16 protein-coding genes are annotated in these 17901 nt (G+C 50.9%); 12 read left to right on the top strand and 4 right to left on the bottom strand.

What is annotated here, in order from left to right:
- The first annotated feature begins 16 nt into the window (after positions 1 to 16).
- The 5 genes from hslO (at position 17) to AB1E22_RS08000 (ending at position 4799) form a co-directional block, all read left to right on the top strand.
- On the top strand, positions 17 to 895 hold the full coding sequence (hslO, locus tag AB1E22_RS07980) for an Hsp33 family molecular chaperone HslO (protein WP_367594843.1): 879 nt from the start codon (positions 17 to 19) through the stop codon (positions 893 to 895).
- Between the two features lie 283 nt (positions 896 to 1178).
- Complete coding sequence (gene pckA / locus AB1E22_RS07985; RefSeq protein ID WP_367594844.1) at positions 1179 to 2798, top strand: phosphoenolpyruvate carboxykinase (ATP); 1620 nt, start codon at positions 1179 to 1181, stop codon at positions 2796 to 2798.
- Positions 2799 to 3306: 508 nt separating this feature from the next.
- The gene (locus tag AB1E22_RS07990; RefSeq protein ID WP_367594845.1) at positions 3307 to 3684 is read left to right on the top strand and encodes a hypothetical protein; all 378 of its coding nucleotides are present in this window, start codon (positions 3307 to 3309) and stop codon (positions 3682 to 3684) included.
- Between the two features lie 24 nt (positions 3685 to 3708).
- Positions 3709 to 3897 (top strand): hypothetical protein, encoded by a 189-nt coding sequence (locus AB1E22_RS07995; protein ID WP_367594846.1) that lies wholly within the window; start codon positions 3709 to 3711, stop codon positions 3895 to 3897.
- A 17-nt stretch (positions 3898 to 3914) separates the two neighbouring features.
- Positions 3915 to 4799 (top strand): hypothetical protein, encoded by an 885-nt coding sequence (locus tag AB1E22_RS08000; protein ID WP_367594847.1) that lies wholly within the window; start codon positions 3915 to 3917, stop codon positions 4797 to 4799.
- Between the two features lie 66 nt (positions 4800 to 4865).
- Here AB1E22_RS08000 and envZ read toward each other — a convergent pair whose 3' ends face one another.
- Together envZ and ompR are read right to left on the bottom strand one after the other, a co-directional pair.
- Positions 4866 to 6218, bottom strand: coding sequence for a two-component system sensor histidine kinase EnvZ (gene envZ / locus AB1E22_RS08005; RefSeq protein ID WP_367594848.1), 1353 nt, complete (start codon positions 6216 to 6218; stop codon positions 4866 to 4868).
- Positions 6215 to 6934 (bottom strand): osmolarity response regulator transcription factor OmpR, encoded by a 720-nt coding sequence (gene ompR, locus AB1E22_RS08010; protein ID WP_001157751.1) that lies wholly within the window; start codon positions 6932 to 6934, stop codon positions 6215 to 6217. Before ompR ends, envZ begins: the two co-directional genes overlap by 4 nt.
- A 236-nt stretch (positions 6935 to 7170) precedes the next feature.
- On the opposite strand from ompR, the gene greB reads away from it, so the two are divergent.
- The 5 genes from greB (at position 7171) to feoC (ending at position 13425) form a co-directional block, all read left to right on the top strand.
- Positions 7171 to 7644, top strand: coding sequence for a transcription elongation factor GreB (gene greB, locus AB1E22_RS08015; protein ID WP_034499154.1), 474 nt, complete (start codon positions 7171 to 7173; stop codon positions 7642 to 7644).
- A gap of 121 nt (positions 7645 to 7765) precedes the next feature.
- Positions 7766 to 10096 (top strand): Tex family protein, encoded by a 2331-nt coding sequence (locus AB1E22_RS08020; RefSeq protein ID WP_367594849.1) that lies wholly within the window; start codon positions 7766 to 7768, stop codon positions 10094 to 10096.
- 474 nt (positions 10097 to 10570) lie between these two features.
- Positions 10571 to 10795 carry a ferrous iron transporter A gene (gene feoA / locus AB1E22_RS08025; RefSeq protein ID WP_367594850.1) on the top strand — a complete coding sequence of 75 codons (225 nt, stop codon included), beginning with the start codon at positions 10571 to 10573 and terminating at the stop codon, positions 10793 to 10795.
- A gap of 57 nt (positions 10796 to 10852) precedes the next feature.
- Entirely contained in the window at positions 10853 to 13174 is a 2322-nt protein-coding gene (feoB, locus tag AB1E22_RS08030) for a Fe(2+) transporter permease subunit FeoB (RefSeq protein WP_367594851.1), read from the top strand.
- 8 nt (positions 13175 to 13182) lie between these two features.
- The gene (gene feoC, locus AB1E22_RS08035; RefSeq protein WP_367594852.1) at positions 13183 to 13425 is read left to right on the top strand and encodes a [Fe-S]-dependent transcriptional repressor FeoC; all 243 of its coding nucleotides are present in this window, start codon (positions 13183 to 13185) and stop codon (positions 13423 to 13425) included.
- A gap of 85 nt (positions 13426 to 13510) precedes the next feature.
- Here feoC and bioH read toward each other — a convergent pair whose 3' ends face one another.
- Entirely contained in the window at positions 13511 to 14287 is a 777-nt protein-coding gene (bioH, locus tag AB1E22_RS08040; RefSeq protein WP_367594853.1) for a pimeloyl-ACP methyl ester esterase BioH, read from the bottom strand.
- A 38-nt stretch (positions 14288 to 14325) separates the two neighbouring features.
- On the opposite strand from bioH, the gene gntX reads away from it, so the two are divergent.
- On the top strand, positions 14326 to 15009 hold the full coding sequence (gene gntX / locus AB1E22_RS08045) for a DNA utilization protein GntX (protein ID WP_367594854.1): 684 nt from the start codon (positions 14326 to 14328) through the stop codon (positions 15007 to 15009).
- 58 nt (positions 15010 to 15067) lie between these two features.
- Positions 15068 to 15643, top strand: a complete 576-nt coding sequence (gene nfuA / locus AB1E22_RS08050) for a Fe-S biogenesis protein NfuA (protein WP_124025182.1) — start codon at positions 15068 to 15070, stop codon at positions 15641 to 15643.
- 167 nt (positions 15644 to 15810) lie between these two features.
- On the opposite strand, the gene malQ is transcribed toward nfuA, so the two are convergent.
- On the bottom strand, positions 15811 to 17892 hold the full coding sequence (gene malQ / locus AB1E22_RS08055; RefSeq protein ID WP_367594855.1) for a 4-alpha-glucanotransferase: 2082 nt from the start codon (positions 17890 to 17892) through the stop codon (positions 15811 to 15813).
- Positions 17893 to 17901 lie beyond the last annotated feature (9 nt).

The following is a 17901-nucleotide window of genomic DNA, read 5'->3' on the forward strand; positions in this document are numbered from 1 at the left end:
TGAATGAGAGAAAATTATGACCCAACACGACCAACTGCACCGTTACTTGTTTGAAAACTTCGCCGTGCGCGGTGAACTGGTAACGGTTTCTGATACCTGGCAGCAAATCATGGAAAACCATGATTACCCAGCACCGGTGAAAACTATTCTCGGTGAATTACTGGTCGCAACCAGTTTGCTGACGGCAACCCTGAAATTTGATGGCGACATTACCGTGCAATTGCAGGGTGATGGCCCAATGAGCCTCGCGGTAATTAACGGCAACAACAACCAGCAAATGCGTGGCGTTGCACGCTTTAAAGGTGAGATCCCTGCCGATGCAGATTTGAAAACGCTGGTAGGCAATGGCTATCTGGTTATCACCATCACACCGGCTGAAGGCGAGCGCTATCAAGGTGTTGTTGGCCTGGAAGGCGATACATTAGCGGCCTGCCTGGAGGATTACTTCCTGCGTTCCGAACAGCTACCAACGCGCCTGTTTATCCGTACCGGTGACGTAGAAGGAAAACCTGCGGCTGGCGGTATGCTGCTGCAAGTTCTGCCAGCGCAAGACGCACAGGCTGATGATTTCAATCACCTGGCCGCGCTGACCGAAACCATTAAAGCGGAAGAGCTGTTGACCCTCCCGGCTAACGACGTGCTGTGGCGTTTGTACCACGAAGAAGAAGTGACGCTTTACGATCCGCAAAACGTTGAGTTTAAGTGCACATGTTCGCGCGAACGCTGTGCCGATGCGCTGAAAACCCTGCCGGATGAAGAAGTGAATAGCATCATTGCTGATGAAGGCGAAATCGATATGAACTGCGATTACTGCGGTAATCACTACGTGTTCACTGCCATGGATATCGCTGAAATTCGCAACAACGCCTCTCCGGCTGACCCGCAATTACATTGATCCCTTTTGCCCTTTCATGAGAGAGGGCAACTCACCTTTCATTTAAAACGCGCGCTCGCTCACACCTCGTCCGTTTATCGCACTATTTTTTAACATATTCAGAATATTTTCCCTGCCTTGCCAGCATTTCCTGCCATACTCTCACCCCGTTGTGACTCGCTTCACAGCGTTTTCCGCTATATGGATGTGAGTGGATACTCAAATCTATGATAGGTGTCGCGGTTAACAACCAATAAACAACCCTACAATATTCAGCAGTACAAATTGGCTAAGGAGCAGTGAAATGCGAGTTAAAGGCATAACCCCGCAAGATCTCAAGGCTTATGGCATTCATGATGCAAGTGAAGTGATTTATAACCCTGATTACGACACCCTATATCATGAAGAGTTAAACCCCAATCTGGAAGGTTTTGAGCGCGGCGTAGAAACAACTCTCGGTGCGATTGCTGTTGATACCGGTATTTTTACCGGTCGTTCCCCGAAAGATAAATACATTGTTCGCGACGAAACCACCCGTGACACCTTGTGGTGGGCCGATAACGGCAAAGGCAAAAACGATAATAAACCGCTCAGCGAAGAAACCTGGCAGCACCTGAAAGGCATCGTCACCAACCAACTCTCCGGCAAACGCCTCTTTATTATCGATGCTTATTGCGGCGCGAATGCAGACACCCGTCTCTCCGTACGTTTTATTACCGAAGTGGCCTGGCAGGCTCATTTCGTTAAGAATATGTTCATCCGCCCAACTGACGAAGAGTTAGAAACCTTTGAAGCTGACTTTGTGGTGATGAATGGTGCGAAGTGCACCAACCCACAATGGCAAGAACAGGGACTAAACTCTGAAAACTTCATCGCATTTAACCTGACCGAACGTGTACAACTGATTGGCGGCACCTGGTACGGCGGAGAAATGAAGAAAGGGATGTTCTCTATCATGAACTACCTGTTGCCGCTCAAAGGCATTGCTTCAATGCACTGTTCGGCAAACGTCGGTGAAAAAGGTGATGTTGCGGTATTCTTTGGCCTGTCCGGCACCGGCAAAACGACACTCTCCACCGATCCGAAACGCCGTCTCATTGGCGATGACGAACACGGTTGGGACGATGACGGCGTGTTTAACTTCGAAGGCGGTTGCTACGCGAAAACCATTCGCCTGTCGAAAGAAGCAGAGCCGGAAATCTATAATGCGATTCGTCGTGATGCGCTACTGGAAAACGTCACCGTACGCGATGACGGCTCAATCGATTTTGACGATGGCTCAAAAACCGAAAACACCCGCGTGTCCTACCCGATTTACCACATCGACAATATCGTTAAGCCAGTTTCTAAAGCAGGCCACGCCAATAAAGTTATCTTCCTGACCGCTGATGCCTTCGGTGTGCTGCCTCCGGTTTCACGCCTGACGGCAAACCAAACCCAGTACCATTTCTTGTCTGGTTTTACCGCCAAACTGGCCGGTACCGAGCGCGGCGTGACCGAACCGACGCCGACCTTCTCGGCCTGTTTCGGAGCGGCATTCTTGTCTCTGCATCCGACACAATACGCAGAAGTATTGGTGAAACGTATGCAGGCTTCTGGCGCGCAGGCTTATCTGGTTAACACTGGCTGGAACGGTACCGGGAAACGAATCTCTATCAAAGATACGCGCGCGATTATCGACGCAATCCTTGATGGTTCCCTGGATGATACCGAAACCTTCACACTGCCAATCTTTGGTCTTGCGGTTCCAACCGCGCTTGAAGGCGTAGACGGTAATATTCTGGATCCACGTAAAACCTATGCGTCACCTGAACAGTGGCATGAAAAATCAGAGCTGCTGGCTAAGTTGTTTATCGAGAACTTCGATAAATATACCGACACCCCAGCAGGCGCAGCGCTAGTGAGCGCAGGGCCGAAGATCTAATCACGAGCGGCTTTTAGTTTCAGCCATTACCGTAAAACCCCTGACAAATACGTCAGGGGTTTTTGTTATGTATGGGCCACAACCACTTCATTTACTTTTCTCTCGCTTCTCCGTATTCGTTTTCCTACTTTCTGATACGTGACTTCCATCACAGTCTCTGCCCGAGCCTACCCCTACCCTTAAATCAATTATCACATTGATTTAGTTATATTTATCAGAATTATAGTTCAGCAGTGGCTGTTAATTCTGGTCAATACATCCACGGACAGGAAAGGAATAACAAAATGGCCTCAGACGGCACCCGCTTCACCTTTACCGCCGGACGGGGAAATTAAACGCCGCCTGCGCGGTATTGTGACCTTCAGTGAGCAGGGTAACAGCGATATTAGGATTAAACGCTGATATAGAATTACGTATCGGAAAATACGAGACACATGAAGAAAAATCAAAAAAGATGCAAGGAATAATATTATTTGGTTTACCAACTGTTATCATTGGAGGATGACAATTGTCTAAATTATTGAAAGCAATTGCGGCATTTAAGCCAATCGCAAATAATCCAGTAGTCAAGTTTCTGGTTGGTTGCCCGTTAGCAGTTTGCGTCATGCAAAGTTCAGAATATTTTTATAATAATGGATTAATTTTTCTAGGGAAAACATCACTCACTTTAAGCATATTTATAGTTTATTACTTTATATATCTTTCTATAATCAATCAAATGTCCGATAAAATATATTCCTTTCATAAAGAAAAAAATTCTGCCAACCTTCATAAAAACCCAGTTAAATTTGCATTTAAACATAAAAATAAAATAAACCTATTCTATAAATCATTTTTCTTTATTGCTGCTTTATATATACTTATTGTTATATGGATTATTAAATAAATCCAAAATTTGAGGACGTCATACATGAGCAAGGAAATGGAAAATCACAATCCACAAACATACCCCTTCCCAGATGAAGTGTCTTATTCAATCGAATATCAAAAGGAACACTTCTGGCGCTGTGTCTATACATCAACGCCTAACGAATCGCTGCACTACAAGATTGTGCTCCCTATGCAGGTAAAACCCGCAGCCGTTAAACCTAAAAAATAGAAGGACTGGGAATAACAATGATTGGTTTGTACCGAACGTCTGAAGATGCAGATCGTTACCTCGAAGTTGTCGTTGCTTATGAAACGCTGACTAAAGAGATCAATGGCAGTGACTGGTTGTATCACATCCTGGAATTAATGGGTGAAACCATTATTGATAAACAGGAATCCTTTTTTGAGTCAGGCAATTACACGGATGTTCTAACTAAAAAAACATTCGGTGATGAAACCATGATTTCCCGCTTTAAAGTCATAAAAGACTCTGATGAGGAAAGCGGTGGCGCGAATTTATTTCTCATAAAAGCCACCTGTCATGAGAAAAATTATATTGCGTTACATGAAGATATGCTGCAAAGCATTTCCTGGCTATTTATTATTAATGGTAATGAGTGGAAGTTAGCTGAAATTCTTAAAAGCATTACCATTAAAATCCCCGACAACCTATATTTTTATTATCCTGGTTCATGGAGTGTTCGCAAAATAGATATACAGATGGAGAATTTCAGCCATTATGTATTATCTCGAGAAATAGAAAGAAAACCAAAAACCATGATGAATCTATTTTTCATGATTTTGAATAAGGATGATACTGTACAGTTTGTATTTGAAACAATGTATAAGCGGATTGCAAAGATAGCATCAACAACTATCCCCACTCTAGTAAAAGTTGATAATGTATTTAATAAACATATAGATGAACTCTGGCATGGAGAGGCTCAAGCTACTACGGAAGACAATCTCAGCCACACAGTATTAAACGTTTATGTAGGAAAAACAGGAGGGGTTTGGTTTTATGCCGAAGCTATATCCCCACGTCAGGAAGATAGTTTTTATATCTGGGCTGTAAATAAACGAGCGCTTGAAATTGTAGTTAACTCTCTCAATAACAGCGATTTGATTTAGAAAGTGAGAAATAATATTTCCGCCCAGAGCATAGTTCTAAACAACTATACCCTGGTACGGAAAACATCAATCTTTAAGAACAACCTGAACCGTTCTATTCACCGGCAACGGCAAATAAGCCCGTATCCGCAAACCGCCCCGCTCGCTCACACCAATATCCAGCAAGCCGTTATGGTTATCGATAATACGTTGCACAATCGCCAGCCCTAATCCGGTACCGCTGGTGGTGCGTGCGCTATCGCCTCGTACAAACGGCTGGAACAGATGCTTCAGTTGCTCCGGTTTGATTCCTGGGCCGTCATCTTCCACCTGGAACCAGGCGCGATTGACTTCACCGCCGCTGCTGACTTTGATCCAGCCATTGCCATATCGGGCAGCATTCACCACCATATTGGCTACCGCACGCTTGATCGACAGCGGATGGATATTCACCAACAGCTCACCGGCTTGCAGATCGGTATCGATTTCACGCTCATAGCCACTTTCCGCAGCCACAACTTCGCCTAACACATTATTGAGATCGGCGGTTTCCAACGGCATCTCTTGCCCGGTACGCAGGTAATCAATGAACTGCTCGATTATCGCGTTGCACTCTTCGATATCTTTATTAATCGATTCAGAGAGATAACCGTCTTCTTCGCTCATCATCTCTGTTGCCAGACGAATGCGCGTGAGTGGCGTACGTAAATCGTGACTCACCCCCGCCATCAGAAGCGTTCGGTCATCCGCCAATTGCTTCACACCGGCGGCCATATGGTTGAACGCTCTGGTTACAGAACGCACCTCAGAAGCGCCATATTCACGCAGCGGCGGCGGAATAATGCCTTTACCCACCTGCAAAGCGGCATGCTCAAGGTCAACCAAGGGTCGGTTCTGAATACGGATAAACAGCCACGCCCCACCTATCGCCAGCAGCATTATTGCCAGCGTATAACGGAACAGCGGCGAAAAATCGCCCTGATGAATCTCAGTAAGAGGGACACGAACCCAGATATTTGGCGACAACCATGTCTTCAGCCAGACAACAGGCGAGCTTTTGTTAACCTCAACGCGAACTTCCGTTGGGCCGCCCAGTTGCTGCGCCATTTGGTGACTAAGGAACTCGTAATGCTGCGCCCAGCGCAAACCCGCGTCTTCCGCCGCTTCATTGGAATAAAGAGAAATGCCCAACTCACGGTAGATTTCACGCCGAAACGCAGGCGGAACCACCAGTTGCGTACCATCTTCGAGTTGGAGTTTGTCAGTCATCAGCATACGGACTTCGTAAGCCAGGACCTTATTAAACTGCTGCAAACTCGGCAGAATGGCGAAGTTCAACACCACAAGGTAAGTCGTCACCAGGCTGACGAACAGCAAGGTGACGATCAATAACAGCGTGCGGGCAAACGAGCTTCTGGGGGAGAAGCGGACTCGCCTCATGCTTTGGAACCGTCCGGCACGAATACGTAGCCCAGGCCCCAAACGGTCTGGATATAGCGTGGATGCGCAGGGTCTTCTTCAACCATGCGGCGCAGGCGAGAAATTTGCACGTCGATAGAGCGTTCCATCGCACTGTATTCACGGCCACGCGCCAGGTTCATCAGTTTATCGCGTGATAGCGGTTCGCGCGGGTGGCTCACCAGCGCTTTCAGCACCGCGAATTCGCCGCTGGTTAATGGCATAGGCTCATCTTCACGGAACATCTCACGGGTACCGAGGTTCAGCTTAAACTTACCAAAAGCAATGACCGCTTCTTCCTGCGAAGGCGCGCCCGGCAGTTCGTTAGCCTGGCGGCGCAGAACAGCACGGATACGAGCTAACAGTTCGCGCGGGTTAAACGGTTTTGGAATATAGTCATCGGCACCAATTTCCAGGCCAACGATACGGTCAACCTCTTCGCCTTTCGCGGTAACCATAATGATTGGCATTGGGTTGCTTTGGCTGCGCAGACGGCGGCAAATCGACAGGCCGTCTTCGCCAGGCAACATCAAATCAAGCACCATCAGGTGGAAGGACTCGCGAGTGAGCAGGCGATCCATCTGTTCTGCGTTAGCTACGCTACGGACCTGGAAGCCTTGTTCGGTGAGATAACGTTCTAACAGCGCACGCAGGCGCATGTCGTCATCCACGACCAGGATTTTATAATTCTCTTGCATTCTTATACTCCCAAAGGCTCGAACAGTGAGTGCGTATTCTTAAAAAACTGCGCCGTTACGACCAGTCAAATCTGGTATATATTCTAGTCGAAATTGTTACAAAGCATATTAAACAGATGGTTATAGGCACTTTTTAACACAGAATAATGACTTACTTCGCAAATCGACGGGATTGCCATCACCCTGATATTTCGGTTTAAATCACCCTAATCGTTTTACCCATTCAAGGCTTGATGATGAAAACGCCATTAATTACCCGCGAAGGCTATGAAAAGCTCAAACAAGAAAAGGACACCTTGTGGCGCGAAGAGCGACCAGAGGTGACAAAAAAGGTCACCTGGGCTGCAAGCCTTGGCGATCGCAGTGAAAATGCCGACTACCAGTACAACAAAAAACGGCTGCGAGAAATAGATCGTAGAGTGCGTTATCTCACGAAATGCCTCGAACAGTTGAAAATTGTCGACTATTCGCCGCAGCAAGAAGGCAAAGTGTTCTTTGGGGCCTGGGTTGAAATCGAAAATGACGACGGCAACCAGCTGCGTTTTCGCATCGTCGGCTATGACGAAATTTTTGGCCGCAAGGATTACATCTCTATCGATTCCCCCATGGCTCGCGCCCTGCTGAAAAAAGAAGTCGGCGACCTTGCCATCGTGCAAACACCTGCGGGCGAAGCGCAGTGGTACATCAATGAAATCGAGTATGTGAAGTAACCCACGCAGCCAGCAACAGAACTGTCCGATTCACCATCTCTCGGGCGCTGTGGCTGGCATTTTCACCCTCCAATCCGTATAACTATCCCCTGAAATTTCGCCCTGAACAGATGACAAACCCATGATGAATGATTCTCTCTGCCGCATTATTGCAAGTGAACTTCATGCCAGAAACGAACAGGTAGATGCCGCCGTTCGCCTGCTGGATGAAGGGAATACCGTGCCGTTTATTGCACGCTATCGTAAGGAAGTCACCGGCGGTCTGGATGACACGCAACTGCGTCAGTTAGAGACCCGCCTGAGCTATCTGCGTGAATTAGAAGACCGCCGTCAGACGATCCTAAAATCCATTACCGAACAAGGTAAATTGAGTGACGAACTCGCCGCGGCCATCAACGGCACGCTGAGCAAAACCGAGCTCGAAGATCTCTATTTGCCGTACAAGCAAAAGCGCCGCACGCGCGGGCAAATTGCTATCGAAGCCGGTCTTGAGCCATTGGCCGAGTTGCTTTGGAACGATCCATCGCATACGCCTGAAGAAGCCGCAGCCCGTTACGTTGATGCCGATAAAGGTGTGGCCGATACCAAAGCCGCGCTGGATGGCGCACGCTACATTCTGATGGAGCGCTTCGCGGAAGACGCCCAGCTTCTGGCAAAAGTGCGTAATTATCTTTGGAAAAACGCGCATCTGGCTGCCACCGTAGTGAGTGGCAAAGAAGAGGAAGGTGCGAAATTCCGTGACTATTTCGACCATCACGAGCCGATTGCCACCGCCCCTTCTCACCGTGCGCTCGCCATGTTCCGTGGCCGCAACGAAGGTATTTTACAACTGGCGCTGAATGCCGATCCGCAGCACGACGAACCACCGCGTGAAAGCTACTGTGAACAGTTGATTATCGAACACCTCGGCTTGCGTCTTAATAACGCACCCGCCGATGCCTGGCGCCGTGCCGTTGTAAGCTGGACGTGGCGCATCAAAGTGCTGATGCACCTCGAAACCGAACTAATGGGCACCGTGCGCGAACGTGCCGAAGACGAAGCTATCAACGTTTTCGCCCGTAACCTGCATGATTTGCTGATGGCGGCACCTGCTGGCCTGCGCGCAACCATGGGCCTCGATCCAGGTCTGCGTACCGGCGTAAAAGTCGCGGTGATTGATGCCACCGGCAAAGTCGTCGCCACCGACACCATTTATCCCCACACCGGGCAAGCTGCAAAAGCCGCTGTTGCGGTTGCAGCCCTGTGCGAAAAACACAATGTTGAATTGGTCGCTATCGGCAACGGCACTGCATCGCGTGAAACCGAGCGTTTCTTCCTCGATGTGCAGCAGCAGTTCCCGAAAGTTACCGCGCAGAAAGTGATTGTCAGCGAAGCGGGCGCATCCGTGTATTCTGCTTCCGAACTGGCAGCGCTGGAATTCCCCGACTTAGACGTTTCGATTCGCGGCGCAGTATCTATCGCCCGCCGTCTGCAAGACCCGCTTGCCGAGCTGGTTAAAATTGACCCGAAATCCATCGGTGTCGGCCAGTATCAGCACGATGTTAGCCAGTCACAACTGGCGAAAAAGCTGGATGCGGTGGTAGAAGACTGCGTCAACGCCGTAGGTGTGGATCTGAATACCGCATCGGTACCGCTGCTCACTCGCGTAGCGGGTTTAACGCGCATGATGGCGCAGAACATCGTCAACTGGCGCGATGAAAATGGCCGTTTCCAGAACCGCCAGCAGTTGCTGAAAGTCAGCCGTTTAGGGCCAAAAGCCTTTGAGCAATGCGCGGGCTTCCTGCGTATTAACAACGGTGAAAACCCGCTCGATGCCTCGACCGTTCACCCGGAAGCGTATCCGGTGGTTGAACGCATTCTGGCCGCAACCGAACAAGCGCTTGCGGATTTGATGGGTAACGGTGAAGCGCTGCGTGGCCTAAGCGCGCGTGAATTTACCGACGAACGCTTCGGTGTGCCGACCGTTACCGACATCATCAAAGAGCTGGAAAAACCAGGCCGTGACCCACGCCCTGAGTTTAAAACCGCGAAGTTTGCGGACGGCGTGGAAACCATGAACGACCTGCAGCCGGGCATGGTGCTGGAAGGCGCGGTCACCAACGTGACCAACTTCGGCGCATTTGTGGATATTGGCGTACATCAGGATGGTTTAGTGCACATCTCTTCGCTTTCCGACAAATTCATCGACGATCCGCACAAAGTGGTGAAAGCCGGTGATATCGTTAAAGTGAAAGTGATGGAAGTCGATTTGTCGCGTAAACGAATTGCGTTAACGATGCGTCTGGACGAGCAACCTGGCGAATCCAACCGCCGTAGCAGCGCCCCGCGTGAGCAAAACGAGCGCCGCCCTGCTCCAGCCCAAAAACCTCGCGGGCGTGATAATGCCAGCAGTAGCGCAGGTAACAGCGCGATGAGTGATGCGTTGGCTGCGGCACTCGGTAAGAAGCGTTAGAGCCACACCCTCTCCCCCGGGAGAGGCGACGGATCGGTCTTCTCCCTCTCCTGAGGGAGAGGACATTCCCACCCAATAATTATTTCACCCTCCCTCTTATTTATAAAAAAACAGAATGAATTTGCGATAGATCAATTTATCTCACGAATATAAAACCACACCAATATTTATCAAACACGTAACACATGAAATATTCAGACAACATTAACAGAGATAAAATAATATATTTATCATTTTAAAATAAATACAACACATTGTTATTTATATGATTTCAATTAAATCCACGCTTCAGGCACGTCAGGTAAATTAAACAACCTATCTTCGTTAAATAAGAAAACAGGCGTTATTCATCACAAAAATAATTATTGATGACGGAAACCATTCTCATTATCATTGATTTGTTCGTTATTTCTCCTCTACTCACAGATAACTTTCGTTCGAGTAAATATCAGAGCCCAGCTCTAAGTAGGTCCTATGCGATTCTTACCAAGTAGTGCGTGGAAAATTACTGGTTTTGCTAAAGAAATTAGCCCGTCATATCGCCAAAAACTTTTATCGCTCGGTATGTTGCCCGGCTCATCATTTAACGTTGTGCGCGTTGCGCCTTTAGGCGACCCGATTCACATCGAAACACGTCGCGTCAGTTTGGTATTACGTAAAAAAGATCTCGAATTACTGCACGTTGAATCGATCGCCTGATTGGTGGGGTGGGCGCTTGCGCTCGTTGTTCTTTTCTTCTTTAAGTTCACGAATAAAATGAAAAAATTAACTATCGGCTTAATCGGTAACCCTAATTCCGGAAAGACTACGTTATTTAACCAGCTCACCGGCTCTCGTCAGCGAGTCGGCAACTGGGCGGGCGTTACCGTAGAACGTAAAGAAGGTCAGTTTTCAACGATTGCGCATCAGGTCACGCTTGTCGACTTGCCAGGCACCTACTCCCTGACCACCATTTCATCGCAAACCTCTCTCGATGAACAAATCGCCTGCCACTATATTTTGAGTGGCGATGCAGACCTGCTGATTAACGTCGTCGATGCCTCAAACCTTGAGCGCAATCTGTATCTGACATTGCAACTTCTCGAGCTGGGCATTCCGTGCGTAGTCGCACTCAACATGCTCGACATCGCCGAGAAGCAAGATATCCGTATTGATATCGATGCCCTTGCCGCACGCCTTGGCTGCCCGGTAGTGCCGTTGGTTTCAACGCGTGGCCGTGGTATGGAAGGCCTGAAACTGGCTATCGACCGCCGCCAGCCAAACGCGCATACCGATTTAGTCCTTTACCCACCCAAACTGCTTGAAGAAGCCAACACCCTGGCCGCTGAAATGCCTGGCGAAATGCCTGCACAACAGCGTCGCTGGCTGGCGCTGCAAATGCTGGAAGGCGACATCTACAGCCGCGAATATGCCGGTCATGCAACGGAAAAACTGGATGCCATTCGCGCCCAACTGGCGCAAGAAAATGAAGATCCCGCACTGCTGATTGCCGATGCCCGCTACCAAACGATTGCCGCTATTTGCGATTCCATCAGTAACAGTCTGACGGCTGAACCGCACCGTTTAACGGCGATGATGGATAAAATCATCCTTAACCGTTTTCTCGGCCTGCCTGTGTTCTTGCTGGTGATGTACCTGATGTTCTTGCTGGCGATTAACATCGGCGGCGCTTTACAGCCCATTTTCGACGGCGGCTCAGCGGCCATCTTCATCCACGGCATTCAGTGGATTGGCGCTACCCTGCACTTCCCAGGCTGGCTGACAATTTTCCTCGCCCAGGGTATCGGCGGCGGTATCAACACCGTGCTGCCATTGGTACCGCAAATTGGCATGATGTACCTGTTCCTGTCGTTCCTTGAAGACTCAGGTTATATGGCTCGTGCGGCTTTCGTGATGGATCGCCTGATGCAATCCCTCGGTTTGCCGGGTAAATCATTTGTACCGCTGATCGTCGGATTCGGCTGTAACGTGCCGTCCGTAATGGGCGCGCGTACTCTGGATGCCCCGCGTGAACGCCTGATGACCATCATGATGGCACCGTTTATGTCCTGCGGCGCACGACTGGCGATTTTTGCGGTATTTGCCGCAGCTTTCTTCGGTCAGCAAGGCGCACTGGTTGTCTTCTCGCTCTACATTCTCGGCATCGTGATGGCGATTCTGACCGGCCTGATGCTCAAACACACCATTATGCGTGGCGAAGCAACGCCATTTGTGATGGAACTGCCGGTGTATCACGTGCCGCATCTGAAAAGCCTGCTGCTGCAAACCTGGCAGCGCCTGAAGGGCTTCGTGCTGCGTGCCGGTAAAGTGATCGTTATCGTCAGTATTTTCATCGGCGCACTGAACAGCTTCTCGTTTAGCGGCAAAGAAGTGGACAACATCAACGACTCCGCGCTGGCGTCCGTCAGCCGTGTGCTGACCCCGCTGCTGAAACCGATTGGCGTACATGAAGACAACTGGCAAGCAACGGTTGGCCTGTTCACTGGCGCCATGGCGAAAGAAGTGGTTGTGGGTACGCTGAACACTCTCTACACCGCAGAAGATATGCACGAAGAAGCGTTTGATGCAGCGAACTTCAATTTGCTCGATGAGCTGAGTGGTGCGGCGGGCGAAACCTGGCAAAGCCTGAAAGATACTTTCAGCCTGAGCGTACTGGCGAACCCAATCGAAGCCAGCAAAGGCGACGGTGAAATGGCAAGCGGCGCGATGGGCGTGATGAGCAGCAAATTTGGCAGTGCGGCTGCGGCCTACAGCTACCTGATTTTCGTTCTGCTCTACATCCCATGCATTTCGGTAATGGGTGCCGTTGCCCGCGAATCAAGCCGTGGCTGGATGATGTTCTCCGTCTTATGGGGGCTGAACATCGCTTACTCACTTTCCACGGTTTACTACCAGACCGTAACGTTTAGCGCCCACCCGCAATTCAGCCTGGTCTGTATCCTTGCGGTGGTGCTGTTCAACGTACTGTTGATCGGCGGTTTACGCAGGGCACGTAGCCGTGTAGACGTAAGCCTGATGACATCGCGTAAAACCGTAGCGGCAGCCTGCTGTAAAAGCACCGCTGGCGATTGCCACTAGGAGGGCGTATGGCAGCGAGCTTAATCGAAATTCGTAATGCCCTGGCGCTGCAAGGCCGGCTGGAAGCAACGCAAATTAGCCAACAGCTCGCCACGCCTCTGCCGTTGGTCAACGCCATGCTAAGTCGCCTTGAAGCGATGGGCAAAGCGATGCGTATCACCGAAGATCCGAGCGATTGCCTGACAGGCAGCTGTAAAAGTTGCCCGGAAGGGAAGAAATGCGCCCGTGAATTATGGGCGCTGCGGGCATAAAAAGTATACGGCGGGTGCGCTTCGCTTACCCGCCGTTCCACCGCTTTCGTAGGTCGGATTAGCGTTAGCGTCATCCGACATTAACCTAATCCGCAATCTGCTTTTGAAATTCTACAAGAACCTGGCACACATCCTGCGGATGCGAAATAAACGGCGCATGAGCCGCCTTCGGGAAAATCACCGTTTTACTCTGCGGCCATTGCTCATCCAACAAGCCAGCGATTTTACGCGGCACTAACCCATCCAGATGCCCGTAAAGCCGTAAGAACGGCACGGTGAGGTTGCTCAGCGAATTACGCAAATCTGCCGTTTTCAGGATTTCCAGGCCGCCATTTAATACTTCAACGCTCGGCATCGGCTGCTCAAGCACCACTGATTTCAGGCGGCGAGCATCCTGGCGTGCGGTTTCCGTGCCGAGAGTTTGCAGCGACAAAAAACGCTCAACGGTACGCTGAAAATCTTCGCTCAACTGTTGTTGGAAGTTCGCCAGCACTTCAGGTTTGATGCCCGGCCAGTCTCCGTGTGCAGCGAAGCAAGGAGAAGATGCGACGGTGACCAGGCCTTTCACGCGCTGCGGATGTTGCAATGCAATCTGGCTCGCCACCAACCCGCCTAAACTCCAGCCCAGCCAAATCGCTTTTTCAGGCGCTTGCGCCAGGACTAACTCAGCCATTTCCTCAAGCGTCAGCGCGCCAAAACCCTGGCTGCGGCCATATCCCGGTAAATCGACAAGATGAAGCCGAAAATGCGAGCTCAATTCCTCACAAATGCAATGCCACACTTCCGCATTCAGTCCCCATCCGTGCAGCAGCACAAGATCGTCTTTTCCTTCACCTTTTGTCTGCCACCAAAGCGTGCTCATCAGTTACTGTTCTCATTTTTCTGCGTAAGGAAGCGAATATGCTAACAATCCCGGGCCTGTGTTGGCTATGCCGGATGCCACTCGCGTGCGCACACTGGGGAATTTGCTCAAGGTGCTCCCGGGCACTACCTGCTCCACCGCCCTGCTGCCCGCGCTGCGGATTGCCCAGCGCAAACACCCATTTGCCTTGCGGCCGCTGCCTGCAAAAACCACCCGTGTGGGATTCACTGGTTTTCGTTACGGATTACAGCCTGCCACTAAAGCGCCTGGTTCATCAGTTTAAATTTAATGCCACCATAGCGCTCGCTCCGGCGCTGGCGCGTTTACTGCTGTTGAGCGTGCTTGAAGTAAGACGACGTACCCGGTCGCCAAAACCCGATTGTATCGTGAGCGTCCCACTGCATTCGCGCCGTGCCTGGCATCGGGGATTTAACCAAAGCGCACTGCTGGCAAGCCATCTTTCACGCTGGCTGCAATGTGATTATTTCCCGCAGGGGATCAGGCGGATACGCGCCGCGCAAACGCAGCATCAGCTCAACGCCCGGATGCGCCGCAACAACCTTAAAGGTGCTTTCAGGGTTGATTTTCCGGTGGCGGGCCGCCATATAATTATTGTGGATGATGTCGTCACGACGGGCAGTACGGTGGCGGAAATTGCGCGGCTGCTGAAAAAGCAGGGCGCGGCGACTATCCAGGTGTGGTGCCTTTGTCGAACCTTGTAGACCCTCGATGATGGGCGTATTATAACCGACTAAAATAGTCAACTATTGAGCAATCGTTATGATCCGTATTTCCGATACAGCACAATCCCACTTTGCCAAACTTCTGGCAGGTCAGGAAGAAGGGACGCAAATTCGCGTATTCGTCATCAATCCTGGTACTCCAAATGCGGAGTGCGGGGTTTCTTACTGTCCGCCGGATGCGGTAGAAGCGTCAGATACTGCCCTTAAATTTGAGCAGTTGACCGCGTATGTCGATGAGTTAAGCGCGCCTTACCTTGAAGATGCTGAAATTGATTTTGTTACCGACCAGCTCGGTTCACAGCTGACGCTGAAAGCACCAAACGCCAAAATGCGTAAAGTGTCTGACGATGCGCCACTGATGGAGCGCGTTGAATACATGCTGCAAGCGACGGTAAACCCGCAACTGGCAGGCCACGGCGGTCGCGTTACGCTGATGGAAATCACCGATGAAGGTTATGCCATTCTGCAATTCGGCGGCGGCTGTAACGGCTGTTCAATGGTTGATGTGACTCTGAAAGAAGGCATCGAGAAACAACTGCTGGCAGAGTTCCCGGAACTGAAAGGCGTGCGTGATTTGACCGAGCACCAGCGCGGCGAGCACTCTTACTACTGATGCAAAATAGCGGTGGATGGCGCTTGCGCTTATCCACCCTACAACACCCTATTGTACCTCGGGTGGCGCTCACCCGCCCTACGACAACCCGTGTGTCGCAATACGCATAACGTTTTGTATTTTGTAGGTCGGGTAAGCGCCAGCGCCACCCGACATATCAAAAACGTCTATCTCTTTTTCCGCCGCTTATCCAAATCCTTCAGCAGCTTATTAACGTCCTGGTCAGCAAACATCTTCTCCAGCGATGTCGATAGCTTGCGCCGCCAGTTTTTATACTGGTAGCTGGTGCCCGGAATATTCACCGGCTCCGCCATACCCAACCAGTCTTCCGGTTGCAGGCCCAATAAGGCGCTGTTGCTGTCGGCAATATAACGCTGCATTCCGCGATTTAGCGTGGAAGTCATCGCCATCAGCGAAGCTTTGTGGCCCGCGCGTTTTGGTAAGCAGCCGTACTCATGCAAGCTATTCAGCAAACCTTGTTTAGCCCGTTCGCGATCCTGATACAGCTCAGTCAGCATCTCTTCATCAGGATAAAGGCCAAGCGTTTTTCCCAGCGTTAAATCGCCGCTCTCCCAGTAACCGCGCAGCGTCGGGAGATCGTGAGTGGTGGCGACCGCCATTGACTGCCTCGGCCATGCTTTAGGTGCGCGAAATTGCTTCTCATCGTCATGCTCGAAATAGAGCACTTTGTAAGAATAAACCCCGCTATCCCGCAGCTTACCGACGATCTCAACCGGCACCGTCCCGAGATCTTCGCCGATCACCATGCATCTGTGACGCTTACTTTCCAGCGCCAGGATCGAGAGCAGATCGTCGACCGGGTAATGTACGTAAGCGCCTTTGTCTGCGGTTTCGCCGTAAGGGATCCACCACAAACGCAGCATCGACATAACGTGGTCGATGCGTAGTGCGCCGCAACTGGTCATATTCGAGCGCAATAGTTCGATAAATGGCTGATAGGCGCGCGCGGTAATCACATGCGGGTCCATCGGCGGTAAGCCCCAGTTCTGGCCGAGCGGGCCAAGAATATCCGGAGGCGCACCGACCGAGGCTTTCAGACAGTAGAGTTCACGGTCACACCAGGTTTCCGAGCCCCCTTCTGCCACGCCAACCGCCAGGTCGCGATAGAGGCCGACAGGCATTTTGAAGCTCTGGCTGGTTTGCCAGCACATCTCAAACTGGACGTGAGCCAAATATTGCAGCCACAAATAGAAATTCACTTCGTCACTGTGTTCCGTGCAGAAGGCTTTTACTTCCGGATTATGTGCATCGCGGAAACCTTCCGGCCACACGGGCCAGCCCCAACGCATTTCATCTTCTTTGACCTGGTATGCGTGCAGCGCATCGAATGCCGCCTGGTAATAGAGGCTATCGCCGCCTTCTTGCACAAATGCCTGGAAGGCAACAACGTGTTCGTCACGGGCACCGCGCATGGAGAACTGCTTCCACGCCATGCGCAACGCCGCCATTTTCAGCACCGTGACGGTGGCATAATCGACCCATTCCGCATCACGCACGTCTTGCAGCATATGCTGTGTGGTGGGCATTTTCCACCACGTCTGCGCTTCATCGCTCAGTAAAAAATCATCGACCGCGTTCACGTCGATATAAATCACGTTCAGCCAACGGCGGGACGAAGGGCTATACGGGCTGGCGCTTTCAGGATTGGCAGGATACAACGCGTGAATCGGATTCAGGCCGATAAACGAACCGCCGCGTTTTGCCACATCCACCAGCATGCGCTGCAAATCACCGAAATCACCGATCCCCCAGTTATTGGCGGAACGTAAGGTGTAAAGCTGCACACAGGCGCCCCACAGTTTTTCATCCTGCAAAAGTGCCGCGGGTTCATAGCAACGCTTCGGCGCTACAATCACGCGGCACTGCCAGTGATGCTCATTCTGGCTGACGGTGAGGTCGTGGTAGCCTTCCGGCAACAAGGCAGGCAGCGTCAGTTTTTTGCCCGCCAGCGCGTGGCCTTTGTGCTGCTTCCCGTCCTCGGTAATTAACTGCCAGGTGTAATCGCCGTTCCCTTCCAGCACCGTCGCCATGCGCGTGCCTGACGTAAACACCAGCACATTTGCCACCGGAGTGACAGCCACCTTTTTCAAGGTGGTGGTGCGGCTCATGGCCTCCAGCAAACGCTGCTTGGTATCCACAGGAATAGCCTGCGGTTTGCCGTGGGCGTTAATGTAGTTTGGGCTAATTCCCGCCTCCAGGGCGGCGTTATCAAGACGTTTGCTGTCCATCGCGTTCCC

This window comes from Buttiauxella gaviniae (assembly GCF_040786275.1).
Lineage (GTDB): Bacteria > Pseudomonadota > Gammaproteobacteria > Enterobacterales > Enterobacteriaceae > Buttiauxella > Buttiauxella gaviniae_A.

Coding starts and splice junctions, on each gene's coding strand:
- hslO (WP_367594843.1), top strand. CDS start 17: ATGACCCAACACGACCAACTGCACCGTTACTTGTTTGAAAACTTCGCC.
- pckA (WP_367594844.1), top strand. CDS start 1,179: ATGCGAGTTAAAGGCATAACCCCGCAAGATCTCAAGGCTTATGGCATT.
- AB1E22_RS07995 (WP_367594846.1), top strand. CDS start 3,709: ATGAGCAAGGAAATGGAAAATCACAATCCACAAACATACCCCTTCCCA.
- AB1E22_RS08000 (WP_367594847.1), top strand. CDS start 3,915: ATGATTGGTTTGTACCGAACGTCTGAAGATGCAGATCGTTACCTCGAA.
- envZ (WP_367594848.1), bottom strand. CDS start 6,218: ATGAGGCGAGTCCGCTTCTCCCCCAGAAGCTCGTTTGCCCGCACGCTG.
- ompR (WP_001157751.1), bottom strand. CDS start 6,934: ATGCAAGAGAATTATAAAATCCTGGTCGTGGATGACGACATGCGCCTG.
- greB (WP_034499154.1), top strand. CDS start 7,171: ATGAAAACGCCATTAATTACCCGCGAAGGCTATGAAAAGCTCAAACAA.
- AB1E22_RS08020 (WP_367594849.1), top strand. CDS start 7,766: ATGATGAATGATTCTCTCTGCCGCATTATTGCAAGTGAACTTCATGCC.
- feoA (WP_367594850.1), top strand. CDS start 10,571: ATGCGATTCTTACCAAGTAGTGCGTGGAAAATTACTGGTTTTGCTAAA.
- feoB (WP_367594851.1), top strand. CDS start 10,853: ATGAAAAAATTAACTATCGGCTTAATCGGTAACCCTAATTCCGGAAAG.
- feoC (WP_367594852.1), top strand. CDS start 13,183: ATGGCAGCGAGCTTAATCGAAATTCGTAATGCCCTGGCGCTGCAAGGC.
- bioH (WP_367594853.1), bottom strand. CDS start 14,287: ATGAGCACGCTTTGGTGGCAGACAAAAGGTGAAGGAAAAGACGATCTT.
- gntX (WP_367594854.1), top strand. CDS start 14,326: ATGCTAACAATCCCGGGCCTGTGTTGGCTATGCCGGATGCCACTCGCG.
- nfuA (WP_124025182.1), top strand. CDS start 15,068: ATGATCCGTATTTCCGATACAGCACAATCCCACTTTGCCAAACTTCTG.
- malQ (WP_367594855.1), bottom strand. CDS start 17,892: ATGGACAGCAAACGTCTTGATAACGCCGCCCTGGAGGCGGGAATTAGC.